This is a genomic window from Solwaraspora sp. WMMB762 (assembly GCF_049179115.1).
GTDB lineage: Bacteria > Actinomycetota > Actinomycetes > Mycobacteriales > Micromonosporaceae > Micromonospora_E.
Map to the genome: position 1 here is coordinate 494417 of NZ_JBMHMD010000001.1, position 18424 is coordinate 512840.

Annotated in this window: 16 protein-coding genes; 15 read left to right on the top strand and 1 reads right to left on the bottom strand. The window is 72.8% G+C overall.

The window, feature by feature from the left end; all coding sequences use genetic code 11:
• Window positions 1–62: 62 nt before the first annotated feature.
• The 12 genes from aspS (at window position 63) to ACN27J_RS02410 (ending at window position 14320) form a co-directional block, all read left to right on the top strand.
• A complete protein-coding gene (gene aspS, locus ACN27J_RS02355; RefSeq protein WP_421363034.1) occupies window positions 63–1883 on the top strand; it encodes an aspartate--tRNA ligase in 1821 nt (606 codons plus the stop codon).
• A gap of 144 nt (window positions 1884–2027) precedes the next feature.
• Entirely contained in the window at window positions 2028–2633 is a 606-nt protein-coding gene (locus ACN27J_RS02360; protein ID WP_421363036.1) for a helix-turn-helix domain-containing protein, read from the top strand.
• On the top strand, window positions 2630–3952 hold the full coding sequence (locus ACN27J_RS02365) for an MFS transporter (RefSeq protein WP_421363039.1): 1323 nt from the start codon (window positions 2630–2632) through the stop codon (window positions 3950–3952). The genes ACN27J_RS02360 and ACN27J_RS02365 overlap by 4 nt, the downstream gene beginning before the upstream one ends.
• Complete coding sequence (locus tag ACN27J_RS02370; protein WP_123601155.1) at window positions 3952–4146, top strand: hypothetical protein; 195 nt, start codon at window positions 3952–3954, stop codon at window positions 4144–4146. Before ACN27J_RS02365 ends, ACN27J_RS02370 begins: the two co-directional genes overlap by 1 nt.
• A 69-nt stretch (window positions 4147–4215) precedes the next feature.
• Window positions 4216–5742 carry a replication-associated recombination protein A gene (locus ACN27J_RS02375; protein WP_421363043.1) on the top strand — a complete coding sequence of 509 codons (1527 nt, stop codon included), beginning with the start codon at window positions 4216–4218 and terminating at the stop codon, window positions 5740–5742.
• Window positions 5743–7493: 1751 nt separating this feature from the next.
• Window positions 7494–8162, top strand: a complete 669-nt coding sequence (locus ACN27J_RS02380) for a hypothetical protein (RefSeq protein WP_421372080.1) — start codon at window positions 7494–7496, stop codon at window positions 8160–8162.
• Window positions 8163–8269: 107 nt separating this feature from the next.
• On the top strand, window positions 8270–8731 hold the full coding sequence (locus tag ACN27J_RS02385) for a DUF948 domain-containing protein (RefSeq protein WP_278168655.1): 462 nt from the start codon (window positions 8270–8272) through the stop codon (window positions 8729–8731).
• Between the two features lie 16 nt (window positions 8732–8747).
• Window positions 8748–9053 carry a hypothetical protein gene (locus tag ACN27J_RS02390; protein WP_421363045.1) on the top strand — a complete coding sequence of 102 codons (306 nt, stop codon included), beginning with the start codon at window positions 8748–8750 and terminating at the stop codon, window positions 9051–9053.
• Window positions 9050–11734: an alanine--tRNA ligase gene (gene alaS / locus ACN27J_RS02395; protein WP_421363047.1), complete on the top strand. Its 2685-nt coding sequence runs from the start codon at window positions 9050–9052 to the stop codon at window positions 11732–11734. Before ACN27J_RS02390 ends, alaS begins: the two co-directional genes overlap by 4 nt.
• A gap of 15 nt (window positions 11735–11749) precedes the next feature.
• The gene (ruvX, locus tag ACN27J_RS02400; protein WP_421363050.1) at window positions 11750–12220 is read left to right on the top strand and encodes a Holliday junction resolvase RuvX; all 471 of its coding nucleotides are present in this window, start codon (window positions 11750–11752) and stop codon (window positions 12218–12220) included.
• Window positions 12220–13416 carry an endolytic transglycosylase MltG gene (gene mltG, locus ACN27J_RS02405; protein ID WP_421363053.1) on the top strand — a complete coding sequence of 399 codons (1197 nt, stop codon included), beginning with the start codon at window positions 12220–12222 and terminating at the stop codon, window positions 13414–13416. The genes ruvX and mltG overlap by 1 nt, the downstream gene beginning before the upstream one ends.
• Before the next feature lies 1 nt (window position 13417).
• A complete protein-coding gene (locus tag ACN27J_RS02410; protein ID WP_421363056.1) occupies window positions 13418–14320 on the top strand; it encodes a shikimate dehydrogenase in 903 nt (300 codons plus the stop codon).
• Here the strand turns inward: ACN27J_RS02410 and ACN27J_RS02415 are convergent.
• Window positions 14276–15466, bottom strand: a complete 1191-nt coding sequence (locus ACN27J_RS02415; protein ID WP_421363058.1) for a multidrug effflux MFS transporter — start codon at window positions 15464–15466, stop codon at window positions 14276–14278. The two genes, ACN27J_RS02410 and ACN27J_RS02415, sit on opposite strands and share 45 nt — an antisense overlap.
• A 121-nt stretch (window positions 15467–15587) precedes the next feature.
• Here ACN27J_RS02415 and aroC point away from each other — a divergent pair, with 121 nt between their 5' ends.
• The 3 genes from aroC to aroB are packed head-to-tail and all read left to right on the top strand — an operon-like array spanning window position 15588 to window position 18398.
• A complete protein-coding gene (gene aroC, locus ACN27J_RS02420; protein ID WP_278168661.1) occupies window positions 15588–16766 on the top strand; it encodes a chorismate synthase in 1179 nt (392 codons plus the stop codon).
• 19 nt (window positions 16767–16785) lie between these two features.
• Window positions 16786–17310, top strand: coding sequence for a shikimate kinase (locus ACN27J_RS02425; protein ID WP_421363061.1), 525 nt, complete (start codon window positions 16786–16788; stop codon window positions 17308–17310).
• Window positions 17311–17321: 11 nt separating this feature from the next.
• On the top strand, window positions 17322–18398 hold the full coding sequence (gene aroB, locus ACN27J_RS02430; protein WP_421363064.1) for a 3-dehydroquinate synthase: 1077 nt from the start codon (window positions 17322–17324) through the stop codon (window positions 18396–18398).
• The last annotated feature ends 26 nt before the right edge of the window (window positions 18399–18424 follow it).

Sequence of the window (18424 nt, forward strand, 5' to 3'; positions counted from 1 at the left end):
GTACCGGACGGGCTGACACAATGCGAAAGCAGTCCCGTACCCGCGATGAGGAGTTCCGTGCCGTGATTCGTACCCATGACGCCGGCGGCCTGCGCGCCACGCACGCCGGCACGACGGTGACGCTTGCCGGGTGGGTGGCCCGCCGGCGCGACCACGGCGGGGTCATCTTCGTCGACCTGCGCGACGCCTCCGGCGTGGTGCAGGTGGTGTTCCGCGAGGAGATGCAGCTGGCCCACGCGCTGCGTAACGAGTTCTGCGTACGGGTGACCGGCGTCGTCGACCGCCGCCCGGAGGGTAACGACAACCCGGAGCTGGCCACCGGCGAGATCGAGGTCACCGCGACCGAACTGACCGTGCTGTCCGAGGCCGCGCCGCTGCCGCTGCCGATCGACGACCAGGTCGACGCCGGCGACGACGTCCGGCTGCGGTACCGCTACCTGGACCTGCGGCGCAGCGGTCCGGCCGGGGCGCTGCGGCTGCGGTCGCGGGCCAACCAGATCGCCCGTACGGTGCTGCACGACCGCGACTTCGTGGAGATCGAGACCCCGACGCTGACCCGGTCCACCCCGGAGGGGGCCCGCGACTTCCTGGTCCCGGTGCGGCTGCAGCCCGGCACCTGGTACGCCCTGCCGCAGTCGCCGCAGCTGTTCAAGCAGCTGCTGATGGTCGCCGGCATGGAGCGTTACTACCAGATCGCCCGCTGCTACCGGGACGAGGACTTCCGGGCCGACCGGCAGCCGGAGTTCACCCAGCTGGACATCGAGATGTCCTTCGTCACCCAGGACGACGTGATCGAGCTGGGTGAGTCGATTGTCGGCGCGCTGTGGCGGGAGCTGGCCGGGCACGAGGTCACCGGTCCGGTGCCGCGGATCACCTGGCACGAGGCGATGGACCGGTACGGTTCCGACAAGCCGGACCTGCGCTACGGCGTGGAGCTGACCGAGCTGACCGGCTACCTGCGCGGGACGGCGTTCCGGGTGTTCGCCGGGGCGATCGACGCCGGCGGGTACGTCGGCGCGGTGGTGATGCCCGGCGGTGCCGCGCAGACCCGCAAGGAGCTCGACGGCTGGCAGGACTGGGCCAAGGCGCGCGGCGCGCGGGGCCTGGCGTACGTGGTGCTGGACGCGGAGACCGGCGAGCCGCGCGGCCCGGTGGCGAAGAACCTGTCGGCCGAGCACCTGGGCGGGCTGGCCGACGCGGTCGGTGCCAAGCCCGGTGACGCGATCTTCTTCGCCGCCTCGACCAACCGGCGGGAGGCGCAGGAGCTGCTCGGCGCGGCCCGCATCGAGATCGCCCGGCGGGCCAACCTATTCGACGAGAGCGCGTGGGCGTTCTGCTGGGTGGTGGACGCGCCGATGTTCGAGCCGACGGAGGAGGGCGGTTGGACGGCGGTGCACCACCCGTTCACCTCGCCGACCGACGAGTGGCTGGACCGGTTCGACGGCGCGCCCGGCGAGGCCCTCGCCTACGCGTACGACATCGTCTGCAACGGCAACGAGATCGGCGGCGGCTCGGTCCGTATCCACCGGGCCGACGTGCAGCGGCGGGTGTTCGACCTGCTGGGCATCAGCGAACAGGAGGCGGCCGACAAGTTCGGCTTCCTGCTGGAGGCGTTCAAGTACGGCCCGCCGCCGCACGGCGGCATCGCGTTCGGCTGGGACCGGATCTGCATGCTGCTGGCCGGCGTGGACTCGATCCGTGAGGTGATCGCGTTCCCGAAGACGCGCGGCGGGTTCGACCCGCTGACCCAGGCACCGACGCCGATCACCGCGCAGCAGCGCGCGGAGGCCGGGGTGGACGCCAAGCCGAAGCCGCCGGCCGGTGTCGCGCCGACCCCGGCAGCCGGAACGGCCGGGGTGGCAGCCCTGGTGGAGCCGTCCTGACCGGGTAACTGTCTTCCGGTCGTGGGCCCGGGGTGCACGTGCACCCCGGGCCCACGTACGTCTGCGGCCCATGCCTGCACCGATTCCAGAGAAGTTATGCACAGATATTGTGCAAACTTTATTTGCAGAGTTATTGTGCAGTTCATGGATGAGCAGCAGTCGACGGTCTGGCTAACTGGGGACCAGGTCCGCACCCTGGCCCACCCGCTGCGGTTACGGCTGCTGGGCGCGCTGCGGCTGGACGGTCCGGCGACCGCCACCGCACTCGCCCACGAGCTGGGCACCAACACCGGAGCGACCAGCTACCACCTGCGCAAGCTCGCCGACGTCGGGCTGGTACGCGAGGAGCCGGCCCGCGGCACCGGACGCGAGCGGTGGTGGCGCTCGGTGCACAAGGTTTCGTCCTGGCGAGCCACCTCGTTCGACGCCGACCCGGACGCCCGGGCCGCCGCCGACTGGCTGAACAGCTACTTCGTGCAGCAGTTCGTCCGGCTGGCCGAGGACTGGCACACCGCCCGTGACGGCTACTCCACCGAGTGGCGGGACGCCGCCGAGTACTCCGACTACATCCTGACCCTCACCCCGGACCAGCTGAGCCGACTCAACGCCGACCTGCACGCGGTCGTCGAGCGCTACCGCACCGACCCCGGTCCCGGTCACGGCGCTGCCGAGCAGGTGATGCTCTACACCTACGGCTTTCCCCGCGTCGTCAACGGCGACCGGGGCGGCTCTGCCGGGGGTGGGTCGTGAGAACGCTGACCGCCCGTCAGGTCCACCGGCGTTATCTGATCCTGCACGGCCTGCGCTGGGCACCCGTCGGGCTGCTGATCCCCGTCTGGGTGCTGCTGATGCTGGAACGCGGGCTAACCTTGGCGCAGATCGGCCTGGTCGTCGCGGCGCAAGGGCTGGCCGTACTGCTGCTGGAGCTGCCGACCGGAGGCCTGGCCGACGCCGTCGGTCGCAAGCCGGTGCTGATCGGCGCGGCGGTGGCGAACCTGGCGTCGCTGTCGCTGCTCGTCGTCGCGGACTCCTTCACCCTGTTCGTCGTGGTGATGCTGCTGCAGGGCGTCTACCGGGCGTTGGAGAGCGGGCCACTGGAGTCCTGGTACGTCGACGCCACGCTCGCCGCCGACCCCGACGCGCGGTACGAAGGCGGGCTGAGCCACGGGGGAGTGGTGCTCGGTCTCGCGATCGCGGCCGCAGCGCTGGCCAGCGGTGGGCTCGTGGCGCTCGGCCCGGTGGGTCCGGTCAGCGCGTTGACGGGGCCGGTGCTCGTCGCAGCGCTGCTCCAGGTCGTCGGCCTCGTCGGTTTGGCGTGGTTGCTGGTCGAGGCGCGGCCGGCTGGGGCAGTGCCGGTCGCCGGGGGACGGTCGGCGCGGGTGTCGACGGTCGGCGCGTCGATCCGGCAGGTGCCGTCCGTGATGCGGGACGCGCTGGCGCTGCTGCGGCGTTCCCGGATCCTGCTCGCCCTGATCTCGGTCGAGCTGTTCTGGGGTTTCGGCATGATCTCCTTCGAGACCCTGATGCCGGTACGCCTGGCGGAGGTGACCGGCGACGCCGACCGGGCGGCGGCGCTGCTCGGTCCGGTCGGTGCTTTCGCCTGGCTGGCGTCGGCCGGCGGCGCCGCGCTGGTGCCGTCGATTACCCGGCGACTCGGCGCACCGGTGACCGCCGTCGCATTCCGCGTCCTGCAAGGGGCGACCGTCGCGGGCATGGCGCTGTTCGCCGGACCGGTCGGAGTGGTTGCCGCCTTCTTGGCCTGCTACGCCATCCACGGCGCGTCGAACCCGGTGCACATGGGCCTGCTGCACCGGCAGGTCGACGGCCGGCACCGGACCAGCGTGCTCTCGCTCAACTCGATGGTCGCGCACCCGGCGGGAGCGCTCGGCGGGGTGGTGCTGATGGCCATCGCCGGCGCTACCACCGTCAGCTTGGCAATGCTGGTCGGTGCGGCCGTGCTGGCCGCGGCCGCACCGCTGTACCTGGTCTCGCCTGGTCCAAGCTGGATTGGCCGGCGCGGCCGTTGGGTATGGAACGGCCGACCGACTGAACCCCCCAGGAGGATCTGATGTTCGCCATCGCTGCGGCTGTCGTTTTCGGCTTCGCCCTGCTGCTCGACCTGCTCGACACCGATCTCGGTGCGCCCGACCTGTTCAACTGGAACACCATGGTGCTGATCGGCCTGCTCTGCCTGGCCCTGTTCTTCGCCGGGGTCGGTCGCGGCACCGGCGGCGGCTGGTCCCGGCGCCGTCGGCGCAGCTGACCCGGCTGTTCACTGGCCCGATCTCGGTGCATTTCCGGCGTCCGAGATCGGGCCGGTACTGTCTTGCTGATGGAGTCCGACGTCCTCTTCTCCTACCCCACCGCCGAGCAGCGCCGCGATGCGTCGCCGGCCGGCGGCGTGGTGGCGGGAGACTCCGGCTCCGGCCCGTCCGCTTCGGCGCCGTTGCCGGTACGGATGCGTCCGGCGAGCCTCGACGAGCTGGTCGGCCAGGAACATCTACTGGCCCCGGGCGCGCCGCTGCGGCAGCTGGTGACCGGTACCGCGCCGATGTCGGTCATCCTCTGGGGGCCGCCGGGCTGCGGCAAGACGACGATCGCCCACCTGGTGGCCCGGGCCACCGACCGTCGCTTCGTGGCGATGTCGGCGCTGTCCGCCGGAGTCAAGGACGTCCGTGCGGTGATCGACGAGGCCCGACGGCAACGGCGTACCGGCGGGCTGCCGACGGTGCTGTTCATCGACGAGGTGCACCGCTTCAGCAAGACCCAGCAGGACTCGCTGCTTGCGGCGGTCGAGGACCGTACCGTGACGTTGCTGGCGGCAACCACCGAAAACCCCCACTTTTCGGTCATCTCGCCATTACTGTCGCGATGTGTCCTGCTCACCCTCCGGCCGCTCGGCGACGAGGCGGTCCGTGACCTGCTCCGGCGCGCGGTGACCGACGAACGTGGACTCGGCGGCTCGCTACGGCTGTCCCCGTCGGCCGAGGACCACCTGGTCCGGTTGGCCGGTGGCGACGTGCGCAAGGCGCTCACCGCCCTGGAGGCGGCGGCCTCGGCGGCCACCGCGACCGACACCGGGGAGATCGACCTGCGTACCGCCGAGCGGGCGATCGACGTCGCTGCGGTGCGCTACGACCGCGACGGCGACGCCCACTACGACGTGACCAGCGCGTTCATCAAGAGCATGCGTGGCTCGGACGTCGACGCCGCGCTGCACTGGCTGGCCCGGATGCTGGTCGCCGGGGAGGACGCCAGGTTCATCGCCCGACGGATCGTGATCTTCGCCAGCGAGGACGTGGGGATGGCCGACCCGGTTGCGCTGTCGGTGGCGACCGCGGCCGCCCACGCCGTGGAGTACGTGGGGCTGCCGGAGGCACAACTCAACCTCGCCCAGGCGGTGATCCACCTGGCCACCGCCCCGAAGTCCAATTCGACCACCGCAGCGCTGACGGCGGCTGTCGCCGACGTACGGGCCGGCCGGGGCGGGACGGTGCCGGCACATCTACGGGACAGCCACTACTCGGGCGCGCGGCGGATCGGCCACGGAGGCGGCTACCGTTACCCTCACGACGACCACCGGGGGGTGGTCACCCAGCAGTACCCGCCCGACGAGCTCGCCGGTGTCGACTACTACCGGCCGACCGAGCACGGCGCCGAGCGGACGGTCTCCGCGCGGCTGCCGGTGCTCCGCCGGATCGTGCGCGGCCTGCCGCCCGACACCCGCGCGTCCGCTGGACGCACCGGCTCCGGCTCGTCCGCTGGTGCCGCCGAACCTGATCCATCCGTCCCAGCGTCCGAGGCTGGTCCGGTGCCCGATGACAGCGGCAGCGTTGCTGCCGGGGAGGTACAGCAGTGAGAGCGCGCGGTTCTGACCGCCCCGATCACCCCGACGAGCGTCGTGAGGGCAAGCCGAAGGGCCGTCGGTGGGGCCGGGCACCGGTCGAGGAAGAGGTCAGCGGCGAGGAGACTGGCTGGCTGGACGATCTGCGGACCGCCAAGGAACAGCGGATCGACATCGGACCCAGTGGCGTCGGAGCATCCGGCGACTCCTCGACGGACGGCCCGCCGTCCCGCTCGGCGGTTTCCCGGTCCGCCGTCCCGTCCCGTCCACATCCGCAGCCGCCTGCGGGTCCGGTTCCGCAGTCGGGTACCGGCCCGCGGCCGGGTCCGGGTCCGCAGCCGCGCACCGGTCCAGGGCCGGCCGAGCCGGTGTCCCCGGCTGGCGCGAAACCGTCCGAACCCCGACCCCGACCCCGACCCGTCAGCCCTGCCCCGGGCGGGCCGACCCCGGTCTCCGGTGGGCCGAGCCCGACCCCGGTCTCGGGTGGGCCGAGCCCGACCCCGGGCCGGTACCAGCGGCCACCGCAACGCCTGCCAGCGGCGGACACGGTCGTGCCGCAGTCGGGCAACGCACCGCCGTTGCCGCCGTCCGCGCCGCAGCGGCCATCCGCCGACGCCTTCGGCGGGCCCCGTCCAGCGCCGGGCACCCCGACCCGACCAACGTCCGGCCCCGGCGCCGATGGGCGCGACGAGACCCGGATCATTCCGCCGGTCAGGCCGTCCGGCGGGCGTCGACGCGCCCCGGAACCGGCGGACGAGAGCGACGGCTGGGAGCGCCGCCCGGAGACGCCGCAACGTGGCCCGGCCGCCGGGGCGGACCGGGCGGGTCAGACCCGGCAGGGGGACGGCCCGGCACCATCGCGGCCGTCGGCCGGCCGGCATGCCTCGGCCGGCCAGCCGTTCGAGCCGGCCCGGCCGACCTCGGGCGGGCCTCGCCCGGCGCGGTCCGCGCCGATCCCCGGCCAGCCATCCCGGGGTGGCCCCGGCGGCCCCCTGGCCGCTCCCGTGGTCCCTGGGCCGGGCGGTGCCGTGCCACCGGCCCGTGGTCCGCAGCCTGACCCGGGCACCGACCAGCCGCCCCGTCCGGGAACCCGCCCGGCAGGACCGCCGCCAGTCCATCCGGCCGGCCCGCCGACCGCCACCCGCCCTGGTCCCGGCCGGGCGACGGTCCCGGCAGCCGGGCCGGTGCCGACCGGTGCCGGTGGCGGGCCGCGGCCACCGGTGACCGGGCCGCCGGCCACCGATCGACGGGACCCGTACGCCACCGGTCCGATCCGCCCCGGCCAGCCGGGTCGATCCGACCCGCCGGGCCGTCCCAACGAGGCCGGCACCTTCGGCCGCCCAAGCCACCCCGGCCGACCAGCTCAACCCGGGCCCGGTGGCGTCGCGACGATGCCCGGCGCGCCGGCACCTGGCCGGCCGGTGTCCGGCGGACCTGCCGGTGCCGCCGCACCGCCGCACCACGATCGGCCGACGCCCGCCCCGCCCCGCCCGGTCTCCGGCGCCGGGGCGACGGTGGCGCGGTCGGCGTCGGTGCCGGTGCGGCCGGGTGGGCCGGTGCCGCCGAGCGGACTCGCCCCGGTGTCCGGCGGAGCCGCGCCGGTCCCGGGAGCCGCGCCGGTCCCGGGAGGGGTCGCCCCGGTGTCCGGTGGGGGTGGCTCACCGGTCCGGTCCGGGCCGTATAGCCCTGACCGGTCGGGATCCGAGCACTCCGGCCCTGAGGAGTCCGGTGCCGACCAGTCGGGTTCCGAGCAGGGTGGCCCGAACCTGCAGCAGCGTCGGCTGCGGGCGATGGCCCTGATCATGGTCGCCGTCGTGGTGCTGGCCGCCCTCCCGCTCTACTTCGGCATTCGGGCGGCGACCCGCGACCCGGTCTTCAACTCCCTTGACCGACTCGACGTGCCCGAGTGGGCGGCGCAGGAGCGTACCGACGCGGTCAGCGGGAGCCGTTGGTGCCTCATCGACTGCCGGTTCCGCGAGCGGACGATGACCTCCGAACGCGGTACCGAGGAGACCGCCCAGGTCTACACCGCGGCGTTGACCGAGGCCGGGTGGCTGCCGTGGGACGCTGAGCTGTGCCCGTCCCAGCCGGTCGAAGGCCAGTACAACTGCTGGACCCGCGACGAACTCACCCTCGACCTGTGGGTCCGGCCGCCGGCCTGCTCGGACGACCTGCTACTGCAGCGGCCGACGGTGGAGCCGCCATCCGGCGAGTCGACCGACGGTGGGTCGACCGACGGGGAATCGGCCGACGCACCGCCGGTCACCGAGGCCGAGACCTGCACCGGTTCGGTCGTGTCGATCAAGGTACGCAACGCGATCGGTGACGACCGGATGAAGCCACAGCCGAGCACCGATCCGTCGCTCACCGGTGAGGATCCGGATCCGGTCTTCACCGACGACCCGCTGCTGGACCTGGAGGTCGAACCGTCGTGAGCGGACGACCATCACTGACGGTAGGGTCTGCACGGTGGTGCGGCGCGCGCTGACCGCCGTCAGGTGAGCAGCGGCGGCGAGGCGTCGTGACAGAGGAGGACACAGGCATGGACGGTGGACAGATCGCGGCGCTGGTGGCGGCCGGAGCGTTCCTGATGCTCGTGCTGGTGCTCGCGGTGCCGATCCTGCGGCTGCGGCACACCGTGGACGCGGCGACAAGGGCGATCAACGACCTGAACGACCGCACCGGTCCACTGCTCGGCCAGGTCAACACCTCGATGGAGAACGTCAACACCGCGCTCGGGCAGGTGCACACCACGCTGGACGGCGTCAACATCCAGCTCGCCAAGATCGACACGATGACCGGTCACGCGCAGAACGTCACCGCCAACGTGGCGAACCTCGCCACCGTCGTCTCGGCGGCGGCGGCCAACCCGCTGGTCAAGGTCGCCGCCTTCGGGTACGGCGTCCGGCGCGCCGCGTCCGCCCGTCGGCACGCCGAGCAGGAGCGCGACGTACGGGCGGAACTCAAGCAGCGGCGCCGGGCAGCCCGGCGCAACGCCGGATGACCGGGAGGACGCCGTCATGAAACGCCTGCTCTGGCTCGGTGTCGGCATCGCCGTCGGGGCGGTGGTGGTCCGCAAACTGGCCCGGACCGCCCAGTCCTACACACCGTCCGGGATCGCCTCCTCGCTGTCGGAATCCGCTGGTGGTCTCGTCGAGTCGGTCCGTACCTTCGTGGAGGACGTGCGTGAGGGCATGGCAGAGCGCGAGCAGCAGATCCAGGCCGCGTTCGCTGAGGGCGTGGCGTTCGACGACCAGTTCGCCGACCTGCGGGGCGCCCCGAGCGTCGGTGACGTGGAGATATTCCCCCAGGAGGACGTTCGGTGAAAACGGCGGAGATCAAGCGGCGGTTCCTCGCGCACTTCGAGGCCAACGGCCATGCCGTGGTGCCGTCAGCTCCGCTGCCCGCGATCGATGACCCGAACCTGCTGTTCATCAACGCGGGCATGGTGCAGTTCGTGCCGTACTTCCTCGGTCAGCGGACCCCGCCGTACCAGCGGGCGACGAGCGTGCAGAAGTGCATCCGTACCCCGGACATCGACGAGGTCGGCAAGACGTCGCGGCACGGCACCTTCTTCCAGATGAACGGCAACTTCTCGTTCGGCGACTACTTCAAGGAAGGCGCGATCCCACTGGCCTGGGACCTGTCCACCAAACCGGTGGAGCAGGGTGGGTTCGGCATGGACCCGGAGCGGATCTGGGTCACCGTCTACCTCGACGACGACGAGGCGGCCGACATCTGGCGGCGTACCGGCGTGCCGGCGGCGCGGATCGTGCGCCGGGGCAACAAGGACAACTTCTGGTCGATGGGCATCCCCGGGCCGGCCGGGCCGTGCTCGGAGCTGTACTACGACCGGGGTCCGGCGTACGGGCCGGACGGCGGGCCGGAGGTCGACGAGGACCGCTTCCTGGAGTTCTGGAATCTCGTCTTCATGCAGTACGAGATCACCAACGTACAGAGCAAAGAGGTCTTCGACATCGTCGGCGACCTGCCGAAGAAGAACATCGACACCGGCATGGGCCTGGAGCGGATCGCGTCGATCCTGCAGGGGGTGGACAACCTCTACGAGATCGACGAGGTACGTCCGATCCTGGACCGGGCGGCCGAGCTGACCGGTAAGCGCTACGGCGCGGGCTCCGGCCAGGCGGCGAGCGAGTCGCACCCCGACGACGTACGGCTGCGGGTGATCGCCGACCACGTGCGGACCGCGTTGATGCTGATCGGCGACGGGGTGACCCCGTCCAACGAGGGCCGCGGCTACGTGCTGCGCCGGATCATGCGTCGGGCGATCCGCTCGGTACGACTGCTCGGCTGGCAGGATCGCGCTCTGCCGGAGCTGCTGCCGGTGGCCCGGGACTGCATGGCGCCGTCGTACCCCGAGCTGGCCGCCGACTTCGAGCGGATCTCCTCGTACGCGTACGCCGAGGAGGACGCCTTCCTGTCCACGCTGCGCGCCGGTACCACGATCCTGGACACGGCGATCGCCCAGACCAGGTCGGCCGGCGGCGGCAAACTCTCCGGCGACCAGGCCTTCCAGCTGCACGACACCTACGGGTTCCCGATCGACCTCACCCTGGAGATCGCCGCCGAGCAGGGGCTCTCGGTCGACCAGGACGGTTTCCGCCGGCTGATGTCCGAGCAGCGGGCCCGGGCGAAGGCGGACGCGCAGGCCCGCAAGACCGGGCACGTCGACATGTCCGCGTACCGCGGGGTGCTGGACAGCGGCGGGCCGGTGGAGTTCACCGGCTACGCGGAGGTGTCCCGCGAGTCGCGGGTCCGGGCGCTGCTCGGCGCCGGCGGTGCGGCACTGCCCGCGGCCGGTGAGGGCGACGTCGTGGAGCTGGTACTGGACAGCACCCCGTTCTACGCCGAGGGCGGCGGCCAGCAGCCGGACACCGGCCTGCTCACCGTCGGCGCCGGCCGGGTGGAGATCTTCGACGTGCAGCAGCCGGTGCCGGGCCTGATCGTGCACCGGGCCCGGGTGGTCAGCGGCGAGCTGCGCGCCGGGGAGTCCGGCTACGCCGAGATCGACATCCCACGGCGGCGGGCGATTTCCCGGTCGCACACCGCGACGCATCTGGTGCACCAGACGATGCGCAACTTTCTCGGCGAGTCGGCGACCCAGGCGGGGTCGCTGAACGCGCCGGGCCGGCTGCGGTTCGACTTCAACACTCCCGGCGCGGTCGCGCCGTCGGTGCTGCACGACATCGAGCAGCAGGTCAACGAGGTGCTGCTGCGCGACCTGGAGGTGAACGCGTTCATCACCTCCCAGGAGGAGGCGCGCCGGCTGGGCGCGATGGCGCTGTTCGGGGAGAAGTACGGCGACGAGGTCCGGGTGGTCGAGGTCGGTGACTACGCCCGGGAGCTGTGCGGTGGCACGCATGTGACCCGCTCCGGTCAGCTCGGTGTGGTGAAGATCCTCTCCGAGTCGTCGATCGGCTCCGGCGTGCGCCGGGTGGAGGCGCTGGTCGGCATCGACGCGTTCAACTTCCTGGCCCGCGAGCACCTGCTGGTGGCGCGGCTCGCCGAGCTGTACCGGGTGCCGGCCGACCAGGTCGCGGACCGGGTCCAGCAGACCGTCACCCAGCTGCGCGACGCGGAGAAGGAGCTGGAGAAGCTGCGCGCGCAGCTGGTGCTCGGCGGCGCGGCGGCGATCGCCGGCCAGGCGCGTGACGTGCGCGGGGTCGCCTACGTCGGCACCGAGGCGCCCGAGGGCGCGGCCGGCAACGACGTACGGACCTTGGCGCAGGAGATCCGGGGCAAGATCGACCCGGCCCGGCCGGCGGTGGTCGCGGTGACGGCCCGGGCCAACGGCAAGGCGGCCCTGGTGGTGGCGGTCAACGCGGCCGGCAAGTCACGCGGGGTGTCGGCCGCCGACCTGGTCAAGGGCGCGCTGCACGGCCGGGGTGGCGGCAACGCCGACCTGGCGCAGGGCGGCGGGCTGCCGGCGGCCGAGGCGGCGAACCTGCTGGTCGCGGTCGAAAAGGCGATCGCCGAGACGGCCTGAGATGAGCGGTACGAGGTGAGCGGATTCGTCCGTGGGCGCCGGCTCGGTGTCGACGTGGGGCAGGTCCGGGTCGGTCTGGCGATCAGCGACCCGGACGGCATACTCGCCACCCCGTTGCTGACGGTGCGGCGGGACCTGTCGACCGGCGGCGCGACGACACCGGCCGACATGCCTACGGACATCGCGAAAATTGTCCAGATAGTCCATGAGTACGAGGTCAGTGTGGTTATTGTCGGTCTGCCGGTGAACCTTGCCGGTCGCCACGGACCGGCCGCCGACGCGGTCAGCGCATACGTACGGTTACTCGAAGTGGCGGTATCGCCGATTTCAGTCCTGACGACCGACGAAAGGATGTCGACGGTGGTCGCTAGCCGTAGGCTGTCCGAGCGGGGCGTCCGAGGACGACGCCAACGGGCGGTGGTCGACCAGGCGGCCGCCGTGGAGATCCTGCAGAGCTGGCTGGACGCGCAGCGGAGGCAGAAGTGATGATCGACGAACTGGACCTCGCCTTCGAGGACCGGGCCGACAAGGGCCGGCACCGTCGGGGCGCGCGGCGCAAGAAGTCGTCCGGCGGTGGCGGCCGGGGCAAGACCGCCGCCGCGCTGCTGGTCACCGTGCTGCTGCTCGGCGTGCTCGGCGGCGGCGTCTGGTACGGCTTCGACCGGGTACAGGGCTACTTCGCGACCCCGGACTACGACGGCGGCGGCACCGGTGAGGTGGTGGTCCAGGTCCGGGCCGGCGACACCGCCACCGACATCGGCAACACCCTCGTCGAGGCCGGCGTGGTCAAGAGCACCAAGGCGTTCGTCAACGAGGCCCGGGACAACTCCCGCAGCCAGAACATCCAGCCGGGCTTCTACACGCTGCGCCTGGAGATGAGCGCGGCGACCGCGCTCGGCCTGCTGCTCGACCTGGAGAACAAGGTCTCCAACCGGGTGACCATCCCGGAGGGCCGTACCGCCAAGCAGATCTACCAGCTGCTGGCCGAGTCGACGGACATCCCGGCGGAGGAGTTCGCCACCGCCGCCGAGGACCCGTTGGCCCTGGGCGTGCCCGAGTGGTGGATGACCCGTACCGACGGGGAGGAGGTGACGGTCTCCGCCGAAGGGTTCCTCTTCCCGGACACCTACGACTTCGATCCCGACGTCACCGCCCCGGAGATCCTCCGGGTGATGGTCAACCGGTTCCTGACCGTCACCGGCGAGATGGAGTACGCCGACCGGGTACAGGCCGAACGCGGCGGGATCAGCCCGTACGAGGCGTTGATCGTCGCGTCGCTGGCCCAGGCCGAGGCCGGCATCGCCGAGGACCTCGCCAAGGTCTCCCGGGTGGCGTACAACCGGGTGTACAGCGAGACCTTCCCGTGCAGCTGCCTGCAGTTCGATGTGACGGTCAACTACTACTGGGAGCTGACCGGCCAGGAGACCAAGGCGTCCAAGGACATGACCCGCGAGGAGCTGTACGACGAGAGCAATCCGTACAGCACCCACGCGCACAGCGGGCTGCCGCCCACGCCGATCAACAACCCGGGCAAGGCCGCCCTGGAAGGGTCGATCAACCCGCCGGACGAGGACTGGGTCTACTTCGTGGCGATCGACAAGGAGGGCCGTTCGGCGTTCGCCGAGACCCTCGAACAGCACAACCAGAACATCGAGATCGCCGAGCAGAACGGCATCCTCTGAGGTGTCCGCCCCCCGACCGTCCACCGCCGTCCGGCGGCGGGCCGCAGTGCTCGGCATGCCGATCGGGCACTCACTGTCGCCGGTGATCCACAACGCCGGCTACCAGGCCGCCGGGCTGACCGGCTGGAGCTACACCGCAATCGAATGCGCCGAGGCGCAGCTGGCGGGCCTGGTCGCCGGCCTCGGCCCGGAGTGGGCCGGGCTGTCGGTCACCATGCCGTTGAAGGAGGCGGCGCTCGCCCTGGCCGGGCGGGCCTCGTCGGTGGCCACCGCGGTCGGGGCGGCCAACACCCTGGTACGCCGGGCCGACGGCAGCTGGTTCGCCGACAACACCGACGTGGCGGGGATGGTCGCGGTGCTGCGCGACGCCGGGGTCGGCACCGGTGCCCGGTTCACCGTGCTCGGCGCCGGCGGCACCGCCCGGGCCGCGTTGGCGGCCGCCGCCGCGCTGGCCGCCGCCTCGGTCACCGTGGCGGCCCGACGACCGGCGGCGGTCGACGAGCTGACTCCGGTCGCCGGCGCGCTCGGCGTGTCGATGACCGGTGCCGACCTGGCGGCCACCGCGACGGTGGCGGCCGGTACCGACGTGCTGGTGTCGACGCTGCCGAAGGGGGCCGCCGACCCGTATGCCGACCAACTGCCGTGGGCATCCGGCACGGTGTGCTTCGACGCGATCTACGATCCCTGGCCGACGCCGTTGGCCTCGGCGGCGGCGGCCGCCGGCTGCCGGGTGGTCTCCGGCCTGGACCTGTTGCTGGCCCAGGCGGTCGGGCAGTTCGAACAGTTCACCGGGGTCGCCGCCCCGGTGCCGGCGATGCGGGCCGCGCTGTCCGCAGCGCGGTCGGCCGAGCTGGCGCGCTCAGCGGGCCCGGTCACGGGTCAGCGTCGACACGGCGAGCAGTGACAGCCCGGCCGCGCCGAGGATGATCAGCGCCATCGGGGTGGCGCTGACCGTGCCGGCCAGCCCGACCAGCGGCGCGGCCAGCGAGGCGATCCCGGACTGGACCGCGCCGAGCAGCGCGGCGGCGGTGCCGGCGTGCCGGGCGTGCTCCTCCAGAGCCAGCGCCGTCCCGTTCGGCATCAGCATCCCGATCGTGGCGACGTAGCCGGCCAGCGCCGGCAGGATCAGCCACAGCTGACCGGTGGTCGCGCCGGCCACCAGCAGCGCCGCAGCGCCGGCTCCGGCGGTCAACGCGCCGACGAACAATGGCCGGGTCCGGTACCGGCCGACCAGCCGGGCGTTGACCTGCCCGAGCACGATCAGTCCGACCGCGTTGGCCCCGAACACCAGGCTGAACATGGTCGGCGACAGCCCGAACCCGTCCTGCAGCACGTACGGCGATCCGGAGATGTAGGCGAACATGCCGGCGAACGCCAGACCCTGGGTCGACGCGTACCCGACGAACGCTCGGTCGGTGAGCACCAGCCGGGCCGCGCGGGCGGCGCCGGCCAGACCGTCCGGGTTGCGGCGCTCCTGCGGCAGGGTCTCCGGCAGCCAGCGGGCCATGACGACGGTGAGCAGCGCGGTGACCACCGCGAGGGCGACGAAGATCCCCCGCCAGGAGGCCACCCGCAGCACCGCCGCGCCGAGCACCGGCGCGGCGATCGGTGCCACCCCGAAGATGATCAGCAGGCGGGAGAAGAACCGGGCCGCGTCGGCACCGGAGTAGAGGTCGCGCACCACCGCACGGGCGACGACCACCCCCACCCCGCCGGCGAAGCCCTGGAGCAGCCGCAACCCGGCCAGTGCCTCGGCGTTCGGGGCCAGCGCGCAGGCCAGAGAGACGACGACGTAACCGGTGGTGCCGGCCAGCGCCGGACGCCGCCGCCCCCACCGGTCGCTCACCGGCCCGCCGACCAGTTGGCCGAACGCGACGCCGATCAGGCACGCGGTCAGCGACAGCTGCACCCGGGCCGGGGTGGCGGCGAGGTCGTCGCTGATCGCCGGGAACGCCGGCAGGTACATGTCGATCGACAGCGGCCCCACCGCGGTGACCGCGCCGAGCAGGATGAGCAGCACCGCTGGTCGGCGGCGGATGTCGTACGGCACGAACCCACCCCCCCGAGACCCGACCAACCGTACGTTAGGTCAGCTCCGGTGGTGTCCGGAGGGCGGGACGCGGGCGACGTGGGTCACCGGGCCCCGACCACGCCGTGCCACACTTTCCGACGTGTTGCGTTGGCTGACCGCAGGTGAATCCCATGGCCCCGCGCTGGTCGCACTCCTCGAAGGCGTCCCCGCCGGCGTCGAGGTGACCAGTGCCGAGATCGGCCGCGAGCTGGCCCGGCGCCGGCTCGGCTACGGCCGGGGCGCCCGGATGAGTTTCGAGCAGGACGAGATCGAGATCGTCGGCGGCCTGCGGCACGGGGTGACGCTGGGCAGCCCGGTCGCGATCCGGGTGGGCAACTCGGAGTGGCCGAAGTGGCGCACCGTGATGGCGGCCGACCCGGTCGACCCGGACGAGTTGGCCGGGCAGGCCCGCAACGCTCCGTTGACCCGGCCCCGACCGGGGCACGCCGACCTGGCCGGGATGCAGAAGTACGGCCACACCGACGCCCGGCCGATCCTGGAGCGGGCCAGCGCCCGGGAGACCGCCGCCCGGGTCGCCGTCGGCACAGTCGCCCGGGCGCTGTGCCGGCAGGCACTGGGCATCGAGATCGTGTCGCACGTGGTCGAACTCGGTTCGGTGGCCGCCAAACCCGGGCTGCAGCCCCGCCCGGAGGACGCCGAGCGGGTCGACGCCGACCCGCTGCGCTGCCTCGACCCCGAGGCGAGCGCCCGGATGGTCGCCGAAGTGGACGCGGCCAAGGCCGACGCCGACACCCTCGGCGGCATCGTCGAGGTACTCGCCTACGGCGTACCGCCAGGGCTGGGCAGCCACGTGCAGTGGGACCGCAAGCTCGACGCCCGGCTGGCCGCCGCGGTGCTGTCGATCCAGGCGGTCAAGGGTGTGGAGATCGGCGACGCCTGGCAGCAGGCCCGGTCGCGGGGCTCGGTCGCGCACGACGAGATCATCCCCACCGCGGCCGGGGTGCGCCGGGTGACCGACCGGGCCGGCGGACTGGAGGGCGGCATCACCACCGGCGAGCCGCTGCGGGTACGGGCCGCGATGAAGCCGATCTCCTCGTTGAACCGGGCGCTGTCGACCGTCGACGTCGTCACCGGGGAGCCGGCGACCGCGATCAACCAGCGGTCCGACGTCTGCGCGGTGCCGGCCGCCGCGGTGGTGGCCGAGGCGATGGTGGCGCTGGTGCTGGCCGAGGCGGCCACCGAGAAGTTCGGCGGTGACTCGGTCGCCGAGATCCGCCGCAACGTCGCCGGGTACCTGGACCACCTGGTGATCCGCTGATGGCTCCGGTGATCTGCTGATGGCCCCGGTCTGCGTACTGGTCGGTGCACCCGGTGCGGGCAAGACCAGCACCGGTACGGCGCTGGCCGGGCTGCTCGGCTGCGAGTTCCGCGACACCGACACCGACATCGTGGCGGCGGCCGGCAAGCCGATCCCGGAGATTTTCGTCGACGACGGCGAAGAGCATTTCCGGGCCCTGGAACGGGCGGCTGTCCAGGCGGCACTGGGCGGCTTCGACGGCGTGCTCGCGCTCGGCGGCGGTGCGGTGCTGGCCGACGAGACCCGGGCCGCGCTCGCCGGGCACACCGTGGTCCACCTCGGCGTCGAGCTGGCCGACGCGGTCCGCCGGGTCGGCCTCGACGCCGGCCGACCGCTGCTGGCGATCAACCCGCGGGCCACGCTGCGACACCTGCTCGAGCAGCGTCGCCCCCTCTACGAGCAGGTGGCCACGCACCGGGTGGCGACCGACGGCCGTACCCCGGAACAGGTCGCCGAGGAGATCGCCACCCTGCTGCGCACACCGGCCGACCGGCCCGGGTACTAGGCTCGGCGCCGATGAACTCGACGACCTGCATCCCGGTGCCCGGCGACCGACCCTACGACGTACTGGTCGGTCGGGGGCTGCTCGACACGCTGCCCGACCTGCTGCCCGGCGCGGACCGGGTGGCGGTGCTGCACGCGCCTCCGCTGCAGGGCCAGGCCGACCGGATCGCCGCCGGCTGCGCCGCGGCCGGGGTCAAACCGTTGCTGGTCGAGGTGCCGGACGCCGAGGCCGGCAAGTCTCTCGAGGTCGCCGGGCGGGCCTGGGCGGAGCTGGGCACGGCCGGCTTCACCCGTACCGACGCGGTGGTCGGGGTCGGCGGCGGCGCGGTGACCGACCTGGCGGGTTTCGTGGCCGCCTGCTGGCTGCGCGGGGTCCGCTGGGTGCCGGTGGCGACCAGCCTGCTCGGCATGGTCGACGCGGCGGTGGGCGGCAAGACCGGGATCAACACGGCGGCTGGCAAGAACCTGGTGGGCGCATTCCACCCGCCGGCCGGGGTGCTGGCCGACCTGGATCTGCTGGCCAGCCTTCCGCCGGTCGACCTGGTCGCCGGGCTGGCCGAGGTGGTCAAGTGCGGGTTCATCGCCGATCCGGCGATCCTGGAGCTGATCGAGGCCGATCCGGCGGCGGCCGCCGACCCGACCGGGCCGCAGGTGCGGGAGCTGATCGAGCGCGCCGTGCGGGTCAAGGCCGACGTGGTCGGTGACGACCTGCGCGAGTCGGGGCTGCGTGAGGTGCTCAACTACGGGCACACCCTGGCCCACGCGATTGAGAAGGTAGAAGGCTACCGCTGGCGCCACGGGCATGCGGTGTCGGTCGGCCTGGTCTACGCGGCGACCCTGGCCCGGCTGGCCGGCCGGCTCGACGCGACGGTCGCCGACCGGCACGCGTCGGTGCTCGCCGCCCTGGGGCTGCCCACCAGCTACCGGGCCGAGGCGTGGCCGGAGCTGCTGGCCACGATGCGGGTGGACAAGAAGGCCCGGGGCAGCCGGCTGCGGTTGGTGGTGCTCGACGCGCTGGCCCGGCCGGGAATCCTCGACGGCCCGGCTGACACGTTGCTCGCCGAGGCGTACCGGCAGGTGGCGGCGTGACGGGAGGTGGCGGCGTGACGGGAGGT

Excerpts from the sequence above, each read along its gene's own strand:
- ACN27J_RS02390 (WP_421363045.1), top strand. The coding sequence starts at position 8,748 with ATGAAACGCCTGCTCTGGCTCGGTGTCGGCATCGCCGTCGGGGCGGTG.
- ACN27J_RS02425 (WP_421363061.1), top strand. The coding sequence starts at position 16,786 with ATGGCCCCGGTCTGCGTACTGGTCGGTGCACCCGGTGCGGGCAAGACC.
- mltG (WP_421363053.1), top strand. The coding sequence starts at position 12,220 with ATGATCGACGAACTGGACCTCGCCTTCGAGGACCGGGCCGACAAGGGC.
- aroB (WP_421363064.1), top strand. The coding sequence starts at position 17,322 with ATGAACTCGACGACCTGCATCCCGGTGCCCGGCGACCGACCCTACGAC.
- ACN27J_RS02360 (WP_421363036.1), top strand. The coding sequence starts at position 2,028 with ATGGATGAGCAGCAGTCGACGGTCTGGCTAACTGGGGACCAGGTCCGC.
- ACN27J_RS02370 (WP_123601155.1), top strand. The coding sequence starts at position 3,952 with ATGTTCGCCATCGCTGCGGCTGTCGTTTTCGGCTTCGCCCTGCTGCTC.
- ACN27J_RS02375 (WP_421363043.1), top strand. The coding sequence starts at position 4,216 with ATGGAGTCCGACGTCCTCTTCTCCTACCCCACCGCCGAGCAGCGCCGC.
- ACN27J_RS02385 (WP_278168655.1), top strand. The coding sequence starts at position 8,270 with ATGGACGGTGGACAGATCGCGGCGCTGGTGGCGGCCGGAGCGTTCCTG.